At 34.2% G+C, this 19,550-nt stretch carries 22 protein-coding genes; 16 read left to right on the top strand and 6 right to left on the bottom strand.

The features are described from left to right. Window positions 1–12 precede the first annotated feature (12 nt). Window positions 13–405, bottom strand: a complete 393-nt coding sequence (locus BLQ19_RS13040; protein ID WP_029445920.1) for a hypothetical protein — start codon at window positions 403–405, stop codon at window positions 13–15. A gap of 395 nt (window positions 406–800) precedes the next feature. Between BLQ19_RS13040 and BLQ19_RS13045 the strand changes: the two genes are divergently transcribed. Further along, window positions 801–1,511 (top strand): DUF4488 domain-containing protein, encoded by a 711-nt coding sequence (locus tag BLQ19_RS13045; RefSeq protein ID WP_074538644.1) that lies wholly within the window; start codon window positions 801–803, stop codon window positions 1,509–1,511. A 50-nt stretch (window positions 1,512–1,561) separates the two neighbouring features. On the opposite strand, the gene BLQ19_RS13050 is transcribed toward BLQ19_RS13045, so the two are convergent. Beyond that, window positions 1,562–1,768 carry a helix-turn-helix transcriptional regulator gene (locus BLQ19_RS13050; RefSeq protein WP_029445918.1) on the bottom strand — a complete coding sequence of 69 codons (207 nt, stop codon included), beginning with the start codon at window positions 1,766–1,768 and terminating at the stop codon, window positions 1,562–1,564. After that, window positions 1,758–2,234 (bottom strand): hypothetical protein, encoded by a 477-nt coding sequence (locus tag BLQ19_RS13055; RefSeq protein WP_074538645.1) that lies wholly within the window; start codon window positions 2,232–2,234, stop codon window positions 1,758–1,760. Before BLQ19_RS13055 ends, BLQ19_RS13050 begins: the two co-directional genes overlap by 11 nt. A gap of 350 nt (window positions 2,235–2,584) precedes the next feature. Here BLQ19_RS13055 and BLQ19_RS13060 point away from each other — a divergent pair, with 350 nt between their 5' ends. The 4 genes from BLQ19_RS13060 to BLQ19_RS13075 all read left to right on the top strand — a co-directional run bounded on the left by BLQ19_RS13060 (window position 2,585) and on the right by BLQ19_RS13075 (window position 5,680). After that, entirely contained in the window at window positions 2,585–3,622 is a 1,038-nt protein-coding gene (locus tag BLQ19_RS13060) for a hypothetical protein (RefSeq protein WP_074538646.1), read from the top strand. 62 nt (window positions 3,623–3,684) lie between these two features. Then, on the top strand, window positions 3,685–4,029 hold the full coding sequence (locus tag BLQ19_RS13065; RefSeq protein ID WP_074538647.1) for a hypothetical protein: 345 nt from the start codon (window positions 3,685–3,687) through the stop codon (window positions 4,027–4,029). 176 nt (window positions 4,030–4,205) lie between these two features. Next, a complete protein-coding gene (locus BLQ19_RS13070) occupies window positions 4,206–4,895 on the top strand; it encodes a DUF4272 domain-containing protein (RefSeq protein ID WP_074538648.1) in 690 nt (229 codons plus the stop codon). 53 nt (window positions 4,896–4,948) lie between these two features. After that, window positions 4,949–5,680, top strand: a complete 732-nt coding sequence (locus tag BLQ19_RS13075) for a M949_RS01915 family surface polysaccharide biosynthesis protein (protein ID WP_074538649.1) — start codon at window positions 4,949–4,951, stop codon at window positions 5,678–5,680. Between the two features lie 28 nt (window positions 5,681–5,708). On the opposite strand, the gene BLQ19_RS13080 is transcribed toward BLQ19_RS13075, so the two are convergent. Further along, the gene (locus tag BLQ19_RS13080; RefSeq protein WP_074538650.1) at window positions 5,709–6,923 is read right to left on the bottom strand and encodes a multidrug effflux MFS transporter; all 1,215 of its coding nucleotides are present in this window, start codon (window positions 6,921–6,923) and stop codon (window positions 5,709–5,711) included. 196 nt (window positions 6,924–7,119) lie between these two features. On the opposite strand from BLQ19_RS13080, the gene udk reads away from it, so the two are divergent. The 11 genes from udk (at window position 7,120) to BLQ19_RS13135 (ending at window position 17,674) form a co-directional block, all read left to right on the top strand. Continuing rightward, window positions 7,120–7,728: a uridine kinase gene (gene udk, locus BLQ19_RS13085; protein WP_024480061.1), complete on the top strand. Its 609-nt coding sequence runs from the start codon at window positions 7,120–7,122 to the stop codon at window positions 7,726–7,728. Between the two features lie 26 nt (window positions 7,729–7,754). Then, window positions 7,755–8,087, top strand: coding sequence for an FtsB family cell division protein (locus BLQ19_RS13090; protein WP_024480060.1), 333 nt, complete (start codon window positions 7,755–7,757; stop codon window positions 8,085–8,087). Continuing rightward, a complete protein-coding gene (locus BLQ19_RS13095; RefSeq protein ID WP_074538651.1) occupies window positions 8,080–9,444 on the top strand; it encodes a methylmalonyl-CoA mutase subunit beta in 1,365 nt (454 codons plus the stop codon). The genes BLQ19_RS13090 and BLQ19_RS13095 overlap by 8 nt, the downstream gene beginning before the upstream one ends. Then, window positions 9,437–11,590 carry a methylmalonyl-CoA mutase gene (gene scpA, locus BLQ19_RS13100; protein ID WP_074538652.1) on the top strand — a complete coding sequence of 718 codons (2,154 nt, stop codon included), beginning with the start codon at window positions 9,437–9,439 and terminating at the stop codon, window positions 11,588–11,590. Before BLQ19_RS13095 ends, scpA begins: the two co-directional genes overlap by 8 nt. A 345-nt stretch (window positions 11,591–11,935) precedes the next feature. Continuing rightward, window positions 11,936–12,709: a ParA family protein gene (locus BLQ19_RS13105; protein WP_024480057.1), complete on the top strand. Its 774-nt coding sequence runs from the start codon at window positions 11,936–11,938 to the stop codon at window positions 12,707–12,709. After that, window positions 12,709–13,614 (top strand): ParB/RepB/Spo0J family partition protein, encoded by a 906-nt coding sequence (locus tag BLQ19_RS13110; protein WP_024480056.1) that lies wholly within the window; start codon window positions 12,709–12,711, stop codon window positions 13,612–13,614. Before BLQ19_RS13105 ends, BLQ19_RS13110 begins: the two co-directional genes overlap by 1 nt. Then, window positions 13,604–14,266: a DUF5683 domain-containing protein gene (locus BLQ19_RS13115; protein WP_074538653.1), complete on the top strand. Its 663-nt coding sequence runs from the start codon at window positions 13,604–13,606 to the stop codon at window positions 14,264–14,266. The genes BLQ19_RS13110 and BLQ19_RS13115 overlap by 11 nt, the downstream gene beginning before the upstream one ends. Before the next feature lie 5 nt (window positions 14,267–14,271). Continuing rightward, window positions 14,272–14,973 carry a 4-hydroxy-tetrahydrodipicolinate reductase gene (dapB, locus tag BLQ19_RS13120; protein ID WP_074538654.1) on the top strand — a complete coding sequence of 234 codons (702 nt, stop codon included), beginning with the start codon at window positions 14,272–14,274 and terminating at the stop codon, window positions 14,971–14,973. Window positions 14,974–15,009: 36 nt separating this feature from the next. After that, the gene (lepB, locus tag BLQ19_RS13125) at window positions 15,010–16,710 is read left to right on the top strand and encodes a signal peptidase I (RefSeq protein ID WP_074538655.1); all 1,701 of its coding nucleotides are present in this window, start codon (window positions 15,010–15,012) and stop codon (window positions 16,708–16,710) included. 9 nt (window positions 16,711–16,719) lie between these two features. After that, entirely contained in the window at window positions 16,720–17,355 is a 636-nt protein-coding gene (locus BLQ19_RS13130) for a WbqC family protein (RefSeq protein ID WP_074538656.1), read from the top strand. Continuing rightward, on the top strand, window positions 17,348–17,674 hold the full coding sequence (locus BLQ19_RS13135) for a DUF6122 family protein (RefSeq protein ID WP_029445906.1): 327 nt from the start codon (window positions 17,348–17,350) through the stop codon (window positions 17,672–17,674). Before BLQ19_RS13130 ends, BLQ19_RS13135 begins: the two co-directional genes overlap by 8 nt. Here BLQ19_RS13135 and BLQ19_RS13140 read toward each other — a convergent pair. Then, on the bottom strand, window positions 17,660–18,679 hold the full coding sequence (locus BLQ19_RS13140; protein WP_024480050.1) for an endonuclease/exonuclease/phosphatase family protein: 1,020 nt from the start codon (window positions 18,677–18,679) through the stop codon (window positions 17,660–17,662). The two genes, BLQ19_RS13135 and BLQ19_RS13140, sit on opposite strands and share 15 nt — an antisense overlap. Window positions 18,680–18,683: 4 nt before the next feature. Then, on the bottom strand, window positions 18,684–19,550 hold the full coding sequence (locus BLQ19_RS13145; RefSeq protein WP_034668964.1) for a rhomboid family protein: 867 nt from the start codon (window positions 19,548–19,550) through the stop codon (window positions 18,684–18,686).

Raw genomic sequence — 19,550 nt, forward strand, 5'->3', positions numbered from 1 at the left:
ATCAGCAACACCTTATTCTAAATCGCTCTTAGCCTGCGTCACGTTTTGAAAAGAAGGAAAAGTTTCTGTAATACTCCCTACCCCCTTTTTGTTAACTTTAAAAATAACGTCTTTAGATGTAGTAAATAATAATACCGATAAAAAAGGATTTTTAATATGTGGTTTTATAACCTCTAAGGCTTCTTCTAAGCTGAGCTCTTGCTCTTGATCTTCTGTGTCTCTAGACCGGTATCTAAACTTAAGCAATACTTTAAAACCCTTATCAGAATAGACTGGTCTTAAAAATATATTTTTTAATTCGGGCTTACCAATGGTCTTTGCCATAGTTAACTTAGCGAAGCGGCCTTCCTGAATACTTTCTTTTACTTGTTCCCAGAAAAGAACAAACACTTCTTGATATGGCATAAACTAAGGGTATTATTGAAAAATTTATTTAGGCTTCAAAAATACTACTATTAATTCAAATCAAAAATTTGAATTGACATCAAATACTCGTTCACTAGAAATAACAGGTCGAAACCTACATATGTAGCCTGCGCCTAAGTACACCTATAATTGTCTTTATTTTATTCCAAGAATTTTATTGAAAGTTCTTACTTCACATTGATAAAAACGAACTAACTTTTGTTTAAGAGTTTTTAAAAAATCATGCATGCTATTGAAGTTTAACTATTTACTATTGGACGCCAAATAAAAAAAATGTTACACTTTCTATATAAAAAACGCGCATTATATACATCAGAACAAAGCAACCTAATAAATTTCTTAGTATTTTTAAAAAGCGTTAAAAACAGCATCTAATGAAAAAAATACTACTTGTTTTGATTACGATCTTATGTTTTACAGGCATAAAAGCCCAAAGTATTAAAGGTGCTTGGGAACGCTATTACACCAATGATAAAGGAGACCAGATTAAAAGTGTGGTTATTTTTTCTGATGGCTACCAAGTATTAACCAATTATAATGCTACAACTGGAGCTTTTATTGATTGTAATGGTGGTACCTGGCGTTTAGATAAGGAAACCATTACTGAGAAAGTTGAGTTTGATTCACAAAGACCAAAAAGAATAGGTACTGAAGTCAGTTTTAAAGTGGCAATAACCAATTCTACACTGACAAAACTAGAAGGTGCTATCCAATTTCATAAAATAGATGATGGCCGTCCTGGAGCTTTACAAGGAGCTTGGTTAATGTCTGGACGTATTAAAGATGGAGAGCAACAAACAAGAGACACTACACTTCCTAGAAAAACCATGAAAATATTATCCGGAACACGCTTTCAATGGATTGCCTATAATACCGAGACCAAGCAGTTTATGGGAACAGGTGGTGGCACCTATACAACACAGAATGGCGTTTATACAGAATCCATCGAATTCTTCTCTAAAGATAATTCCAGAGTTGGTGCTAGCCTAGATTTTGACTATCAGATCAAGGATGGCAATTGGCATCATTCTGGAAAATCTAGCAAAGGAAACCCCATTTACGAGATTTGGAGTTTACGTAAGTAATAGGACCAATCCCTAATTAGTATGGCTTTGGAGTAAAATGTACAGCCCATTTATAACCAATCAGAATCTTCTAAAGTAAATAGCTGGCTTATTTCAACTTTAAAAACTTCAGCTAATCTAAGCGCTAAGACTGTTGAGGGAATATATTTACCTAGTTCCATCGCATTGATGGTCTGCCTACTGACTTTTGCCAATTTTGCTAAATCAGCTTGTGTAATATTTTTCTTGGCCCTTTCAACTTTTATATTATTCTTCATAGAGAGCTGCTTTTTTTAGTTTGGAAATCTGCCAAGTAAACCTGATGATAAAAAAAAGCAAGATGGTAAACATATTAAATATCATAACCCATAAAAAGGAAAAGTTGTAAATAAACACAAAAGAAAACAAAAGTGTTCCATAGTTTGCATAAACAGACCAAACTAGAGATTCTAATCTGATTTTTGAAATATACTCATCTTCTAATTTTTCTTTGGAGAAAGCAACAAACAAAGAGCTCACAATAATCAAAATTCCAAAAATTTCATTTAAAATATTATTTTCCACCATTCCAAACACTAGCTTATTTTCAAATATATCGTCTAAAAAAATAGCTGGAACATTGAAATCTAAATAATAAGGTTCATATTCAAATACGAGTACGAAAAAACCTAGAATAGCAGATGGAATGAGCATAATAAGGCCCATTTTTTTAAACTTATGAGGAAGGAGGTAATTATTATTCATATAAAATTCATTTAAATATAATCAAATGTAAAACAAACTTTACTTTTAGACAAGCGTAATTTACATTATATGAATTTATTATCTATAAAATTTAATTAATAAGTGAGAATATATAACGCTTCGGTTCGTCGAAAACTATAATATTAACAGGCAGCGCAAATAAAAACAATCACATTACTCTTCTACTTTTGTATAGTTTTAAGACAAACTCAAGTCGTACATATTTTCTACACAAGAAGTGTATTCTAAAACCAAAATAATTTATACCCTAAAAAATACTGATTACAAAAACCACATACTATCCAATTAGCTCCTACATTGAATATATAAACCACACTAAAAATTATAACATGGATATTTTCAATTCAAACAGAAAATTAGAAGAATTAGTAATGTTCGGAATTGATTGGGGTATATTTCTTCGTCATGATATGGAGGGCCAAATTGCTCCTTTCATGTATTTAAAAAATGGAGATGAAGAGTATGTAAGGATGCTGATGACTGATGGTGATCCTTTAGAATATGCAAAAAAAGTTTTAGCCCAAGAAGAAAAACCTTTTCAACAATTTATTGTTGGGTACGAAGGATATCTGAGTGATGACCAAAAGGAAAGAGTCGATACAATTATCGTACATAGTTTTGATGTAACTCAAGGAAAAGGAGTTTCACTTGGTCAGATGTTTTCACCTAAAGAAAATGGTGCTTTTAAGAAAATTGATAAAGTTACCTTCCTTGGAAATCCAGATATAATTATACCCTTACAACCAAATTTAAATCCTGATTATTCCGTTGAGGAAATAGGATTTAATGCAATAGCCTTAAGTGATAATGAAACAGGCCTAACTAAGTATGTTGCTATACTTACACATGACAGTCCTACCATAATTGCGAATACCTGCAAGCAATTTTTAAGAGGTAAATTTTCTTCCGAAAAGGCGCATGAATTAAGTGGTGATTTTGAAGTTAAAATTACGGATAATTGCATAAAAAACACAGAACTGCTAAGCTTCTTAGTTACAAACGCTATTGATGAAATACTTACTACGGATACTATTACAAATTGGGGTGACAAGTATAAAAGAAAAGCATCTATTTCAGCTACATATAACAATGAAATTATATATGAATCAGCAATTGATGTTAAGCCTTTAGTTGCTGCAAGCAAAAAGCAAGAAATTGATATGTCTAAATTGACGACAACAGAATTGGATCAAAAATTTATTGAGATCATAAACATACCTAATGCTAGGACAAATATAGAAGCGTTAACTAAAATGTCTGAACTTTTAAAGGAATATGAAAAAAGAGGTATTTCTACTCCTGATAAACGAAATCCTGTAAAATCGGGGAACACGGTAGAAAAAAAATGGTGGCAATTTTGGAAATAAATTTTACGTAGTACCAACCTTAAAACATTTGAAATTTAAAGCTCATAAAACCTATCTTTTATATGGAAAATTGTACTCTTTACAGCCACAAACTAGAATTTGAAAAAATTGTACAATTACTAAAAAAGCACGTACCAAAGGCGCATATTGATGTGCAGGATCAGGAAGAAAACAAATCAATTACAGCAACTCTTAAAGGTGGTTTTTTCAGAAAGGCGAAATCCTTAAAATTAAATTATCGTCAAAGAAAAAATCCTTCGTACACGCTTGATAAAGTAGCGTGTGGCCTGACCCAAAACTTAGAAGGTATGGTCAATTACATTCAAGCATTTCCAGCCAAAAATGAAGCTATAAAAAAAAATTTTTACACAAAGTTAAGGCGGCTAATTGTGAAATTGCTTTTATAGCAACACCAGAAATAACCCAGGAATTTGAAACTTTTTTACGAGAATTAGCACTAGAGTTAGACGCATACATCTTTGCACAACCCAACAAATTATTCGCTAAATCTCAAGGGCAATATTTTGCAGATAAGCACTTAAACCTAATAATAGATAACACTGGTGCTTGCGAAATTCAAGAATTGGAAGTAAATGTTGATGCAAAATATTACGATCAACCCGCAGAAAGCTATACTAAGGAACAAATAGAACGCAAAGAAAAATCAGAATCTTTTTTAGAACAGCATGGGATAAAAACGAACAAGAATTTGCCCTGCACTATTGATGCTGTAGCTGTAGAAGTAAAAACTGAAAAAGAACTAATTGATAGAGCCTATGCCTTACTCGTTATTGCCGCTAAAGGTGAGGGTGTGGAACAAGAACATTTAATAAAAATTGTTGAAGCCAAGCGAATTGATAGTTTTTCGCCCTATGAAACTTTTATATATGACGCAGCAACCTTAAGCGATCAAGAAAGAGCATATGCCACTTGGCGCTATGAAAGTTTGTATGTAGTCTTATGGGCCTTAGGAATAACAGAAGAATTAAAATATCCAGACGAAATTTGTGACGTAAGCGCTATTGTAAGTGCCATTTTTCAGCCTTCACGAGAAAATTTTGAAAAAATGGTTAAATTAAAAAGTCCGTTTGAAATTTTAGATGAACTGGATAAGACATACCGCATGAATTGGGCTTGCGTAGATGCCAGAATCAGCGGGAACGAAGTTGCAGGAGGAATAAATTCTAGTGTAGTTTATGAACGGCATTATGCCTTAAATTGGCTTACAAACCACCAAAATCAAGATTGGGATGCTGTTCAAACAAACACGTAATTATTCATATTAAACTACAAACTTATACTTTTAGCTCCGTAAACAATTGCACAATGAAAAAAATCCTACCACTTCTCCTATGTATAGTTACGACTATTATATCTGCACAATCAGAAGCTCATTTAGAAAAATTTAGCACTTTAGAACCCGATTTGTGGTTGGGTATTTGGGATAGTGCTCATTCTAATACCAAACTTAAAATAGATACCTTAAGCTATGATGATATTCCTAAAGCCATAGATTTTAGAGGTACCGTTGTAGAAGCCTTGCAATGGGAAGATGGTATAGGAGATAATCTTTTAATACAAACCGTAACAGGCCATTTTAATTGGAAAGATTATGAGGATAACGGAATAGACTATATGGTACAAGATAAAGCAGAGCTCTACGCCTATTTATTCACCAAAAACAAGGAAGAATCTAGCTATCAAAGGAAATGGAAAATTTACGACTATACAGAATGTTTTGGGGTAGATTGGTATATAGGGTTTTTAGCAAAAGCTACCACTATTACCGATGTAGATGAGGACGGAATTTCTGAAATCAGCATTCCATATATAAGTGTTTGTCGTGGGGGAATGGATCCTAGTTCCTCAAAAATAATCATGTATGAGGACACTGAAAAATATGCCCTGAGAGGTGCAACTATGATCATGTGTGGGTCAGAAAACGCTTATGGCGGAGATTTTACGATGAGTACTACAGTACAACATAATGCCATCTTCAAAACTTTCTTAGCAGAGCGTTGGGATAGTATTAAATGCGAAGACAGCATGCAGTTCTAATAGCCCTTCCCTATTAAGAACATTTAAATTACCCCTCAACCACAATTTCCGAAGGGCCCTGTCTAAACAACAAGAAAATAACTATTGCTGTTATTCCACACAAACTCAAACCAACAAACAAGGGTAAAACAGTTATCGTAATATAACTACCAATGTAGGTAGCAATAGGAATGGAAACGAGGGTAGATATAAAACCAGTAATCGCCGCCCCTATTCCAGCAATGTGCCCAATAGGCTCCATAGCAATAGAACGCATATTTCCCCAAATAAATCCTAAACAGAAAAATATTAGCGATAAGAAGATCATTAATACCAGAACACTAGGATTAGCACTGCCCCAAAATAAGGCCACATACATCAAAGAAAGTGATGTAAAGGTAATCAAAGCGATAAAGGCTAATTTTCGCATCCCAAAACGCAACACTAAGGTTCCATTTAAAAAAGTAGAAGTCCCTATAGACACGGCTAAAGCCGCAAATAAATAAGGAAAGGTTTCTTTTAAATTATATTGATCTTCAAAAACATGCTGTGCGGAACTCAAATATACTAAAAAGGCCCCGGTAATAAGACCTGAAATTGTAGTACAAGCTAAAGTCTCTTTATGCTTTACCAATTCTTTTACGCCGCTAATAAAAACACGAGAAGTAAACTTCACTTTATATTCTGGATGTAAGGTTTCTTTTTGTCTTCTCCAAAACCATGTACCTACAATTAGCGCAAAAAATACTTGCATATAAAATATTGCTTGCCATCCCATATGCTCAAGAATAATTTTACCGAAAGCAGGAGCAATCACAGGAACAAGTATAAAAAATGCAGTAACAAAAGACATTACTTTTGCCATATAGTTCCCCTCATAAGTGTCTCTAATTATTGATATAGATATAGTTCTTGCAGCAGACAAACCTATACCCTGCAAGATTCTACCAATGATCATAACTTCTAAAGAATTCGCAAAAACACAGATGAAACTAGAAACGATAAAAATAAAGAAACCAATGTAGATAATTGGCTTTCTACCAAAACTATCTGATAATGGTCCAAAAAATAATTGTCCTACACCCAAGCCCAAGAAAATCATAGTAATTAACAACTGATGATCTGTAGAATCTAAGGTATTAATCGCTATTCCTATGTCTGATAATGCCGGCAATAATGCATCTATAGACAAGGCTACAATAGACATCAAAGACGCCATTAATGCAATGAACTCAAAATTAGGTTTGGCACTCTCTTTTTTCATCCTGCAAAAATAACAATAAGCGAGTTCTAAGAAGGTTCTTTTACGTAATCATTTCTGTTAAATAAATGTAGTATTAATAGAAATTTAAGATGCTTAGATTTTTATATGCTTAAAGCAATGATCCGTTAATCCTATTTATCATTTCGTACTTTATATTCTATTTCAAATACCTATTTTTGTCACAAAATTCATTGAAATGCTTATAATTGGAATTGCGGGAGGAACGGGCTGTGGAAAGACTACAGTTGTAAATCAGATAATTAACGAACTTCCAATAGGTGAAGTTGGTGTTATTTCGCAAGACTCATACTATAATGATTTATCTCATCTCACGCTTCAAGACCGTCGTAAAACAAATTTTGATCATCCAAATTCCATTGATTTTGAACTCTTAACGCAACATTTAAAAGATTTGCGGGAGGGTAAATCAATACAACAGCCTGTATATTCTTTTTTAGAATGCAATAGAACAGACGAAACCGTGCCTACGCATCCTAGAAAAGTAATGATTGTAGAAGGTATATTAATACTTACCAATCCTGAAATCAGAAAAATGTTTGATATTAAAATATTCGTACATGCAGATTCTGATGAGCGTTTGATCAGACGTTTAAAAAGAGATGTAAATGAGCGCGGCTGGGATCTTGATGAAACCATCAGTAAGTATCAGTCTATAATTAAACCTATGCATGAAGAGTTTATTGAGCCTTCTAAAGAGTACTCTGATATTATTATTCCTAATAATAAATATAATACTGTTGCCGTAGAAATTGTAAAGAGTATTATAAACGAAAAATTGGTGTAATTTAGTAACCTTACGACACGTGCTCAATGAAAATTAAGGAGTTAAAAGAAAAAAAGTGGTTTTCAATCGCTACCAATATGTATGTATTGGTGCTCACCGTATTTGTCATTTGGATGCTTTTTTTTGACACCAATTCTCTTTTAATACATCTTGAACTTAAAAAAGAAATTAATAAACTCGAGAAAACGAAAGAGTACTTGCAGAATGAAATTGTAAAGGACAAAATTATAATTGAAAAACTATCTGATCAGGACGAGCTTAAAAAATTTGCGAGAGAACAATACTATCTAAAAAGAAAGAACGAAGAAATCTACTTAATAGAATATGCAGATAGCCTAAAAACTGAGGACGATGAATAACACGAAGCTTTTTAAGGAGTTTACCGATGTTTCTACCCAACAGTGGAAGCAAAAAATTCAGTTTGATTTAAAAGGTAAAGATTATAATGAAAGTTTAGTTTGGGAATCTTTAGAAGGTATTAAAGTAAAGCCCTTTTATAATTCAGAAGATAGTCTTATAGAAAATGCTATCCCGAAGCCTTTAAAACCTTGGAAAATTACGCAAGGTATATACGCAGGTAATGAAGAGATTGCAAATAAAAAAGCCCTTAAAGCCATAGAAAAAGGGGCTGAAAGCATCCTGTTTACACTTCCCGATGAACGTGTTTCGGTTAAAGGACTGCTAGCTTCTATTGATGTACAAAAAATAAGTTTATATTTTGACTTTCAGTTTTTATCCTCTGGATACATTCTTAATGCTCATGCCTACTTAAAAGGCTTAGAAGCCGAATTCTATTTCAATTTTGATCTAATTCATCACCTGACAAAATCTGGTAATTGGTATGCAAGTGTTGAAGAAGATTTTAGGCAGTTTGATGGTATTGCAGCTACCACAAATGCACTAACACTGGATGTTACAAACTACCAAAATGCAGGAGCAAACCACGTGCAGCAATTAGCCTATAGTTTAGCCCATGCAAATGAATATTTAAACAGAATACCTACTACACAAATTCAAAATTTCCACATCAATTTTAAAATAGCAATAGGTAGTAATTACTTCTTTGAAATTGCTAAAATTAGAGCCCTTCGCCTACTCTATAAGACATTAGCGGCAGCGTACGGAGCTCCGGAAGATTGCAACATATTGGCGGTTACTTCTAAAAGAAATAAAACGATATACGACTATAATACTAATATGCTTCGTAGCACCACAGAATGCATGTCGGCCATATTAGGCGGTGCAAATGCCGTATACAATATTCCTTATGATGCGCTTTATCATAAAACTAATGAATTTGCGGAGCGTATTGCTCGCAATCAATTAATTGTACTTAAGGAAGAAAGCTACTTTGATAAAACCACTAATCCGGCAGACGGTTCTTATTATATTGAGAGTATTACAAAACAACTGGCAGAAAAAGCATTGACTCTTTTTAAAGAATTAGAAAAAGCAGGCGGATTCTTAAGTCAGTTGAAAACAAATACCATCCAAAAGAAAATTAAAGAAAGTGCTCAAAAAGAGCAAGAGTTATTTGATGCAAAAAAAGAAATACTAGTAGGCACCAATAAATATGAATCTAGCTTAGATAAAATGAAGGGTGATTTAGAATTATTCCCTTTTGCAAAAAATAAGCCTAGAAAAAGCAGTATAGAACCTATTTTAGAACGAAGGTTATCGGAAGAATTAGAACAAAAAAGGTTGGAAAATGAATAGAAAAGACCTTCAACATATCACGCTAGATACTTCTTCTCTGCAGGAAACGGGTACTCCAACAAGTGCATTTGAAACTGCGGAAGGTATTGATATTAAATCATCCTACTCAAAAGACAATCTCAAAAATGTAGAACATTTAAATTTTGCAGCTGGTATTCCACCTTATTTAAGAGGTCCGTACTCTACCATGTACGTCCTTAGACCGTGGACTATTCGGCAATATGCAGGGTTTTCTACTGCAGAAGAAAGTAATGCCTTTTACAGACGTAATTTAGAAGCAGGCCAGAAAGGGCTTTCAGTAGCTTTTGATTTACCTACCCACAGAGGTTATGATAGTGATCATGAGCGCGTAGTGGGTGATGTTGGAAAAGCAGGGGTTGCCATTGATTCTGTAGAAGACATGAAAATTTTATTTGATGGAATTCCATTAGATAAAATGTCGGTTTCCATGACCATGAATGGTGCTGTTTTACCTATTCTTGCTTTCTATATCGTAGCAGCACAAGAACAAGGTGTTTCATTAGAACAATTATCAGGAACTATTCAAAATGATATTTTAAAGGAGTTTATGGTACGTAATACGTACATCTACCCTCCTACACCCTCCATGCAAATTATTGCAGATATTTTTGAATACACGAGTCAGAAAATGCCAAAATTTAATAGCATTAGTATTTCTGGCTATCACATGCAAGAAGCTGGTGCAACTGCAGATATCGAATTAGCCTATACTTTGGCAGACGGATTAGAATATATTAGAACCGGATTAAAATCTGGCCTTAAAATTGATGAATTTGCCCCACGCCTTTCGTTCTTTTGGGGAATTGGCATGAATCATTTTATGGAGATCGCTAAACTTAGAGCAGGAAGAATGCTCTGGGCAAAATTGGTAAAACAATTTGATCCTAAAACAGATAAATCTTTAGCTTTACGCACGCATTGCCAAACCAGTGGTTGGAGTTTAACAGAGCAAGATCCTTTTAACAATGTAGCTAGAACTACTATTGAAGCTATGGCAGCAGTTTTAGGGGGCACCCAAAGCTTGCACACCAATGCCTTGGATGAAGCCATAGCATTACCAACAGATTTCTCTGCCAGAATAGCAAGAAATACACAACTTTACATTCAAGAAGAAACCAAAGTAACAAAAACGGTAGACCCGTGGGCTGGCAGTTATTATGTAGAAAGCTTAACCCATGAAATTGCAGAAAAAGCATGGGCTCTTTTAGAGGAAGTTGAAGAATTAGGCGGAATGACTAAAGCTATTGAAGCCGGAATTCCGAAAATGCGTATTGAAGAAGCCGCAGCAAAAAAACAAGCAAGAATAGATAGCAATAGAGATAAAATAGTTGGTGTAAATAGTTACCGATTAGAAAAAGAAGATCCCCTGCATATTTTAGAAGTTGACAATCAAGAAGTACGTAGACAACAACTGGAACGCTTGGCACAAATTAGAGAAAACCGCAATGAAGCTGCTGTAAAATCTGCGCTATTAAAGTTAACTAATGCTGCTGTAGCAAAGGCAGATGGTACCGAACAAACTTCAGAACCTGATAAAAATTTATTAGCTTTAGCAGTAGAAGCCGCTAGCGCACGTGCCACATTGGGAGAAATTAGTGATGCATTAGAGGCCGTTTACAATAGACACAAAGCAGTTATTAAAACATTTACAGGCGTGTATTCTAAAGAAATTCAAAACAATGAAAGCTTTAAAAAAGCTAGGGAGCTTGCTGATGTTTTTGCACAACAGGACGGTAGAAGACCGCGAATTATGGTTGCAAAAATGGGACAAGATGGTCATGACCGTGGAGCAAAAGTAGTTGCAACCAGTTATGCAGACCTTGGTTTTGATGTAGATATAGGCCCTTTGTTTCAAACACCTGCCGAAGCCGCAAAACAAGCGGTAGAGAATGATGTACATATTTTAGGCGTATCTTCTTTAGCTGCCGGACACAAAACGCTTGTTCCTCAAGTACTAGAAGAATTAAAGAGATATGGTCGTGAAGATATCATGGTCGTGGTTGGTGGTGTCATACCAAAGCAAGATTACCAATTCCTATATGATGCTGGTGCGGTTGCTATTTATGGACCTGGAACTAAAATAAGTGATGCCGCTATAGAAATTTTAGAAATTTTAATTGATTAGGACGTTTACCCGAATATTTAAGCTTTTGGAACTAAAAAAATATTGTAGTGAATGAAAAATTTGAGAATGTAGAAGATACACAAAGTACAAAATAGTAATTTTTAGTCCTTGTATAAATAATGGTATAAGGTGTTGCACTTTTAGTACTTTATCTACTTAAATAGCTATTGAAAATCAATAATTTAGCGCAAAAAAAATTTCAAAATCTGGCATATTGTATCTTTATAGGTAAAAATATTAACCATTTTTAACGCTCTAAGCCACGTTTATTCACGAACTGTTAACAAAATACATTTTTTAGCATTGTAAATAATCGTATTTTTAGCCCCTAACTTACTTTATATTATGGGCAAGATAATAGCCATAGCAAATCAAAAAGGTGGTGTCGGCAAAACCACTTCAACCGTAAATTTAGCCGCAGCCCTAGGCGTGCTAGAGAAAAAGGTCCTTTTAATTGATGCTGATCCCCAAGCAAATGCAACATCTGGTTTAGGTATAGATGTTGACAGTATCGAAATAGGTACCTACCAATTATTAGAACATACTAAGACAGCAGAAGAAATTATCATTGAAACCACGTCTCCTAATGTAGATTTAATTCCGGCGCATATCGATTTAGTTGCGATTGAGATTGAATTAGTCGATAAGGAAGAGCGTGAATATATGATGAAAAAAAGCATATTGTCACTTAAAGAAAAGTACGATTATATCTTAATAGATTGTGCTCCTTCATTAGGTCTACTAACGTTGAATGCGTTAACCGCTGCAGATTCTGTCATTATTCCTATACAATGTGAATATTTTGCCTTAGAAGGTTTAGGCAAATTATTAAATACCATAAAAAGTATACAACGTATTCATAATCCTGAATTGGATATTGAAGGGATGTTATTAACAATGTATGATTCTCGTCTGCGATTATCTAATCAAGTAGTAGAGGAAGTGCGTAAGCATTTTAGCGAAATGGTTTTTGATACCATTATCCAACGTAATGTGAGATTGAGTGAAGCTCCAAGTTATGGAGAAAGTATTATAAAATATGATGCTTCTAGTAAAGGTGCCGTTAATTATTTAAGTTTAGCACAAGAAGTATTAAACAAAAACAAGGAGAAAGTATAATGGCGAAAGCAACCCAAAAACAAGTATTAGGTAGAGGTCTATCTGCTTTATTGAAAGACCCTGAAAATGATATTAAAACTGCATCCGATAAAAATGCAGATAAAGTTGTTGGTAATATTGTAGAGTTAGATTTAGATGCTATTGAGGTAAACCCTTTTCAGCCGCGTTCTAATTTTAATGATGAAGCTCTGCATGAGCTAGCTTCGTCTATTCGAGAATTGGGGGTTATTCAGCCAATTACAGTTCGTAAATTAGAATTTAACAAATACCAGTTAGTTTCTGGGGAAAGAAGATTTAGAGCTTCTAAATTGGTAGGATTAGAAACGGTCCCTGCCTATATCCGTATTGCTAATGATCAAGAATCGTTAGAAATGGCTTTGGTAGAGAATATTCAAAGACAAGATTTAGATCCTATTGAAATTGCATTATCCTACCAACGTTTAATTGATGAAATTCAATTAACGCAAGAAAAAATGAGTGAACGTGTCGGTAAAAAACGTTCTACGATAACTAATTATTTACGTTTACTTAGATTAGATCCTATCATCCAAACAGGTATTAGAGATGGCTTTTTAAGTATGGGTCATGGTAGAGCGCTTGTAAATATTGATAAGAAAGACGACCAGCTTGCTTTATACGAACAAATAATTAGTCAAAATTTATCTGTTCGTGATACAGAAAAAGCCGTAAAAGAATACCAAAACCCAAGTACCAGCCAAAAAGAAACCGTATCTAAAGTAACTAAAACCCCAGGTTTTATTGAAAATAGTTTGAATGATTTTAATTCTTACTTATCTGTAAAAGTTGAGGCAAAAGCTACGGATAAAGGAAAAGGAAAATTAACAATCCCTTTTAATTCTAAGGAGGATTTTGAGCGTATTAAAAAATTAATTCTTGGTGAATAAATTCTTATTTTTTCTACTATTTTTTGTAGGGTTTACTTTTGCGACACTAGCCCAAGAGGAGAAATCTACACCAAAAGAAGATACTCAATTAGACAGCATTCAAACTGATTTAAAAAGTCAGGGTATTGTTGTTAAAGATTCGGTATTCAAAAAGCGTGTTGAAATAAACCCTTTAGCTCCTGCTAAAGCTGCATTTTATTCAGCTATAATTCCTGGTTTGGGGCAAGTCTATAATAAAAGGTACTGGAAAGTGCCTATTGTTTACGCTGCCTTAGGAGCCAGTATTTATGCTTACGACTACAACAACACCCAGTACAAACGTTTTAGAACGGCCTTTAAAAGCAGACAAGCAGGTTTTACAGATGACGAGTTTTATGACTTGGCACCTTTTAGCGATACAGAACTTACAGAACCGGAGTTTTCTACAGATGCACTACAGGATGCACAAGAAAACTTTCAAAGAGATCGCGATTTAATGGTCTTGGTTACTATTGGCTTATATGTATTGAATATTATTGATGCTAATGTTGACTCTCACCTAAAACAATTTAATGTAGATGATAATTTAAGTGTAGATTTTCAGCCTTACTTAGATTACAACGAGATTACGGCTCAACCAAATTATGGTATGGCTTTAACTATAAAATTTTAAAGAACATGAGAATTGCACTCTTCGGATATGGAAAAATGGGGAAAATGATAGAAGCTTTAGCGCTAAAAAAGAACCATACTATCGTCGCAAAAATTGATAATGACACCACTGAAATAGATTTTTCTTCTTTTGATGTTGCTATAGATTTTAGTCAGCCTTCTTCAGCTTTCAATAATATTAAAATGTGTTTAGAAAACAACACTCCAATTATAAGTGGCACTACAGGATGGTTAGACCGTTATGAAGAGGCTGTTATTTTATGTAATGAAAATAATGGAGCCTTTATATATGCCTCTAATTTTAGCCTAGGAGTAAATTTATTTTTTGAGCTTAATGAATGTTTAGCTAAAATGATGGCGAATCTAAGAGACTACAATGTATCTCTAGAAGAAATACACCATACGCAAAAACTAGACGCTCCTAGCGGAACTGCTATAACTTTAGCAGAAAGTATTATCAAAAACACTTCATATACAGGTTGGGAATTAGATGCCACCAAAGATCACATACTACCCATAAAAGCAATTAGAGAAGCTAGTGTTCCTGGAACACATAGCGTTACTTACGGCAGTAATGTAGATAGTATTGAAATTAAGCATACAGCACATAATAGAGAAGGGTTTGCTTTAGGCGCCTTAACTGCTGCAGAATGGATTATTGGTAAACATGGCGTTTTTTCTATGAAAGACGTATTACATATTGATTAAGAAACAACAACATACAGCACTAAATACATACGTATAATGAACGGAACGCAGTGGTTAATATTTATAGTAGTTATTCAAGTAATTCACTTTTTAGGTACTTGGAAATTATATATTAAAGCCGGTAGAAAAGGTTGGGAAGCAGCAATACCTGTATATAATGCTATCGTATTGATGAAAATTATCAACCGCCCAAAATGGTGGGTAATTTTGCTATTTATTCCTATCATTAACCTTTTAATGTTCCCTGTAATTTGGGTAGAGACCATTCGTAGTTTTGGCAAAAACTCTTTATTAGACACTTGGTTAGTATTATTAAGCTTTGGTTTTTACACGTATTATGTAAATTACGCTCTTGATGTAACCTACATTGAAAATAGAAGTTTACAACCAAAAACAGTTGCAGGAGAATGGGTAAGCTCTATCGTATTTGCTATTGTAGCCGCGAGTATTGTACATACGTATTTTGTACAACCTTATGTAATACCTACATCTTCCTTAGAAAAAACATTATTGGTGGGTGATTTCTTATTTGTAAGTAAATTTCATTACGGCGCAAGAACACCAATGACTACCATAGCCGCTCCAATGGTACACGATACACTTCCTGTGTTGGGTGTAAAATCATATTTAACAAAACCTCAATTACCCTATTTTAGACTACCTGGTTTTAAGAAGGTAAAAAAGAATGATATTGTTGTTTTTAGTTGGCCCGCAGATACGGTGTATCAATTTTTTAAAAAAGATAAAGGGGTAATCAAACCCGTAGATAAGAAATCTAACTATGTAAAACGCTGTGTAGGTACTCCTGGAGATTCGCTTTCTGTAATTAATGGTGATGTATTTATTAACGGAAAAAAACTAGCACTCTCTTACCGCGCTAAACCACAGTTTTACCATACGGTGATTGCAGATAAGGACATAGACAATACTATAATTGATTTAGCCGGCGGGATGCAAAATTACGTGGATGGCGTCATCAAAATCCCTAAAGAAGTCTTGTTGCAAGATAAAGCAGAAGAAATCTTAAAGACTAGAACAACTCTAGAACTTATAAAGTCTGATGCTACCTACAATTACTATACTGGTCGCTTTTCTGCCAACAATGTCGCTTCATTCTTGAAAGCAGAGAATGTAAAGAATATGGCATTGTTTAATATGACCGATGCTGAAGCAGCTGCTTTAGTGGGTAAATCTGGTATTACCGAAGTTCTTCGTTTTAGTGAACATAATGCAAGTACTGCTGTTTTCCCTCAGAATAAAAATTTAGAAGGTACGGTAGACAATTTTGGACCCGTGTATCTTCCTGAAAAAGGGCAAACGGTAAAGCTTACGCTTGAAAATTTACCATACTATAAAAAAATCATCCGTGATTACGAACATCACACGCTTAGCGTTTCTGGTAACCAGATTATAATTGATGGCACAACAACCGATCAATATACATTTAGCCAAGGATATTATTGGATGATGGGTGATAATAGACACCGATCTGAAGATAGTAGAATTTGGGGATATGTTCCTGAAGACCATATTGTAGGTACGCCCATATTTATTTGGATGAGTATTGACCATTTCACAGAAGGGTTTAAAAATTGGAATATTCGTTGGGAACGAGTATTTACTACCGTTAGTGGCGATGGTGAACCTACTTCCTATTTCAAATATTTCTTGATCCTTTTAGTTGCTTATTTCGGATTTGATTATTTTAGAAAAAAGAAGAAGGCTAAAAAAGAATAATACACACTTATGAAAGTTTTAATGCATCCAGGTTATTTCCTTAACCTGACCAATTTTGCAGTAATCGCCCAAAAAGATATTATTTGGGAAGTATCTGGAAATTATCAAAAGCAAAGCTTCAGAAACCGTTGTAATATTGCGAATGACCGTGGCTTTCATACTTTAAGTATTCCGATTAAACACAATGGGAAGAATAAAGGTAGAAATGCGTATGCAGCTGTTTTAATTGACAATAAGTATGCTTGGCAACGTCAGCACTGGCGAACCCTACAAACCGCTTACAGAACGTCTCCGTTCTTTGAGTTCTATGAGGATGAAATATCCGAACTATACACAAAGACCTTTGACTCACTACTAGAATTTAATCTTAGAACGATAGAGATTGCTTGTGAGTGTCTACAATTAGAAATGCCAGAAGTTAAGACAAGCATATTTCACAAGACTCCAGAAGATGACAGTCTTGATGGCCGCTACCTCATAGATGCAAAAAAACAAATAAGCGTTCCTCAAGAACCTTATGTTCAAGTTTTTGGAGACCGAAATGGCTTTATTGATAATTTAAGCATTTTAGACTTGCTCTTTAATGAAGGTACCAATGCCCTAAGCTATCTTGAGCAAATGCCACTTTATTTTTTAGATGCTTAGGTTTATAGCACATTACGGAATTCATTTTATAGTCCCCATTCTTATCGGTGTTCTTTTTTTTAAAAGAGAAACTAGAGCTAGGGCTATTATCATACTGTTAGCCGCAATTTTAATTGATGTAGATCATCTTTTTGCTGCACGTATATTTGATCCCAATAGATGTAGCATCAATTTTCATTTCTTTCATCAATACTGGGCTATTGCTATTTACTTTGGATTACTGTTTTTTAAGAAAACTAGAATTTTTGGCATTGCATTATTGCTACATATGGTCGCAGATGCTACCGACTGTTATTTAATGCAGTTAGAAATTAAATGAGGTCATTACCGGAAAGTGATCTGATAGCTTTACGTTATAATTTTTATGTGACAATACTTCAAAGCTATTATCTAAAAGAATAAAATCAATCCGAACAGGATAATATTTAAAGTTATATGTTCTCCCATATCCAGAGCCCTTTTCTTGAAAAGTATCTAACATTTCTCCTCGAATTGTTTTATAGACATTAGAATACTGCGTGCCATTAAAATCACCACACACAATTACTTTATAGGGCGATTGCTCTTTGTGTTCCTTTATGATTTGCGCTTGTTGCTGTTGCTTCTTAAATGAATTAGTGAGCCTCCGGTAAAGCTTCTTAGACTCCTCCTGAGCTATGATATCTTTATCTGGCACTACACGTAAAGATTCTAAATGAAGGTTGTATACACGAAGCGTGTCTTTTGCCACCACTATATCCACGAAAGCAGCATTATTAGGACTTTCTGGGAAATTAATTAAGCCTTGGTTAATGATAGGATACTTCGAATAAAAGCCCAATTTGACTTTACCCTGATTGGTTTTATACTCTAGATATTTATACTTATAATTCACAAAATCATTTTGTTTTCGAAAATTAAATTCTTGAAAACAAATTACATCTGGATTTTCCGTAGTAATTAAATCTAAGGTCTCCTCAAAAACGGCATCATTTTTAATATTCATGTTCTTATTAAAACTGCGCACATTAAAAGTCATCAGCGTTACATCTGCCGAAGTATCAGTAGCATTAGAAAAACGTAATTTAAAAAAGGAACTTAGAGAGAGGTAACTAATCAACAAAATAAAGAATGAAAAGAAGGCACGTTTGTTTCTCCCAAATACATAGTATAACAAAAACAATAAATTGGATAAGACCAAAATAGGAATGGTAAGGCTAAAAAAAGCAATAAAAGGAACCGTTTCTACAGAAACATAGGGCACCAAACAAGACAGCAGTAACAGTGCTCCAAGCAGCACATTAAGACCAAAAATTACTTTACTAAAAAAAGAGCCTATACCCACCTAATTATTCTTTACCTGCTTTAAATAAGAAGTCTTTTTCTGCTTTAGACAGACTTTCATACCCAGATTTACTTATCTTGTCTAAGATAATATCAATTTGTCGTTGGTGTTTTTCTTTATCGGACGCTGCTACGGTTTTTAAATTAGAAGATGGCTTGCGATACACCGTTTTTAAAGGAGCCTTTTTCTCTTTAGTAAATAGGTTTTGAATACTGTCTAACATTCCAGAAAATCCTGCACCTATATCACGCCCCTTTGTTAATTGGCTTGCGTATAAATACCCTATAAAGGCACCCCCTAGATGAGACAAACGCCCGCCAATATTAGAGTTTCCTCCAATAAAGACTAAATCTATCACTATAAAAGTAACCCCTAAATGCCAAAGTTTAATATTAAAAAATATCACCCGCACTTCTTGATTAGGTGTATAGGTGCATACAAAAATCAGCACCGCCATTACTGCCGCAGAAGCACCAATTAATGAATTATTCAAACCTGTTAAGGCCGGAAATATATTATAACTCAGCATAAATAATAATCCGCCGAAAATAGCGCCCAAAAAATATACATTGATAAATTTACGTTCGCCAAACAGGTTCATAAATATCCTACCCGTAAAATAGAGCATGATCATATTAAAAAAGATGTGCCCTAAATTACCATGAAAAAAAGCATAAGTCACAATAGACCATGGTTGCGTGATAAAAGTTCCAAAATCTTTAGGAAGCTCAAACCAATGCACTAAGGCATCAACGCTGGTGCCAAAAAGCACAGCCACTAATCTTGTTATAATAAACAAGGCTACATTGACTACAATAAGCTTTTCAGCTATATTTAATCGGGTAAATTGATATCTTAGATTTACAGCCAT

The sequence above is a fragment of the Cellulophaga baltica genome (genome assembly GCF_900102165.1).
Taxonomy (GTDB): domain Bacteria; phylum Bacteroidota; class Bacteroidia; order Flavobacteriales; family Flavobacteriaceae; genus Cellulophaga; species Cellulophaga baltica.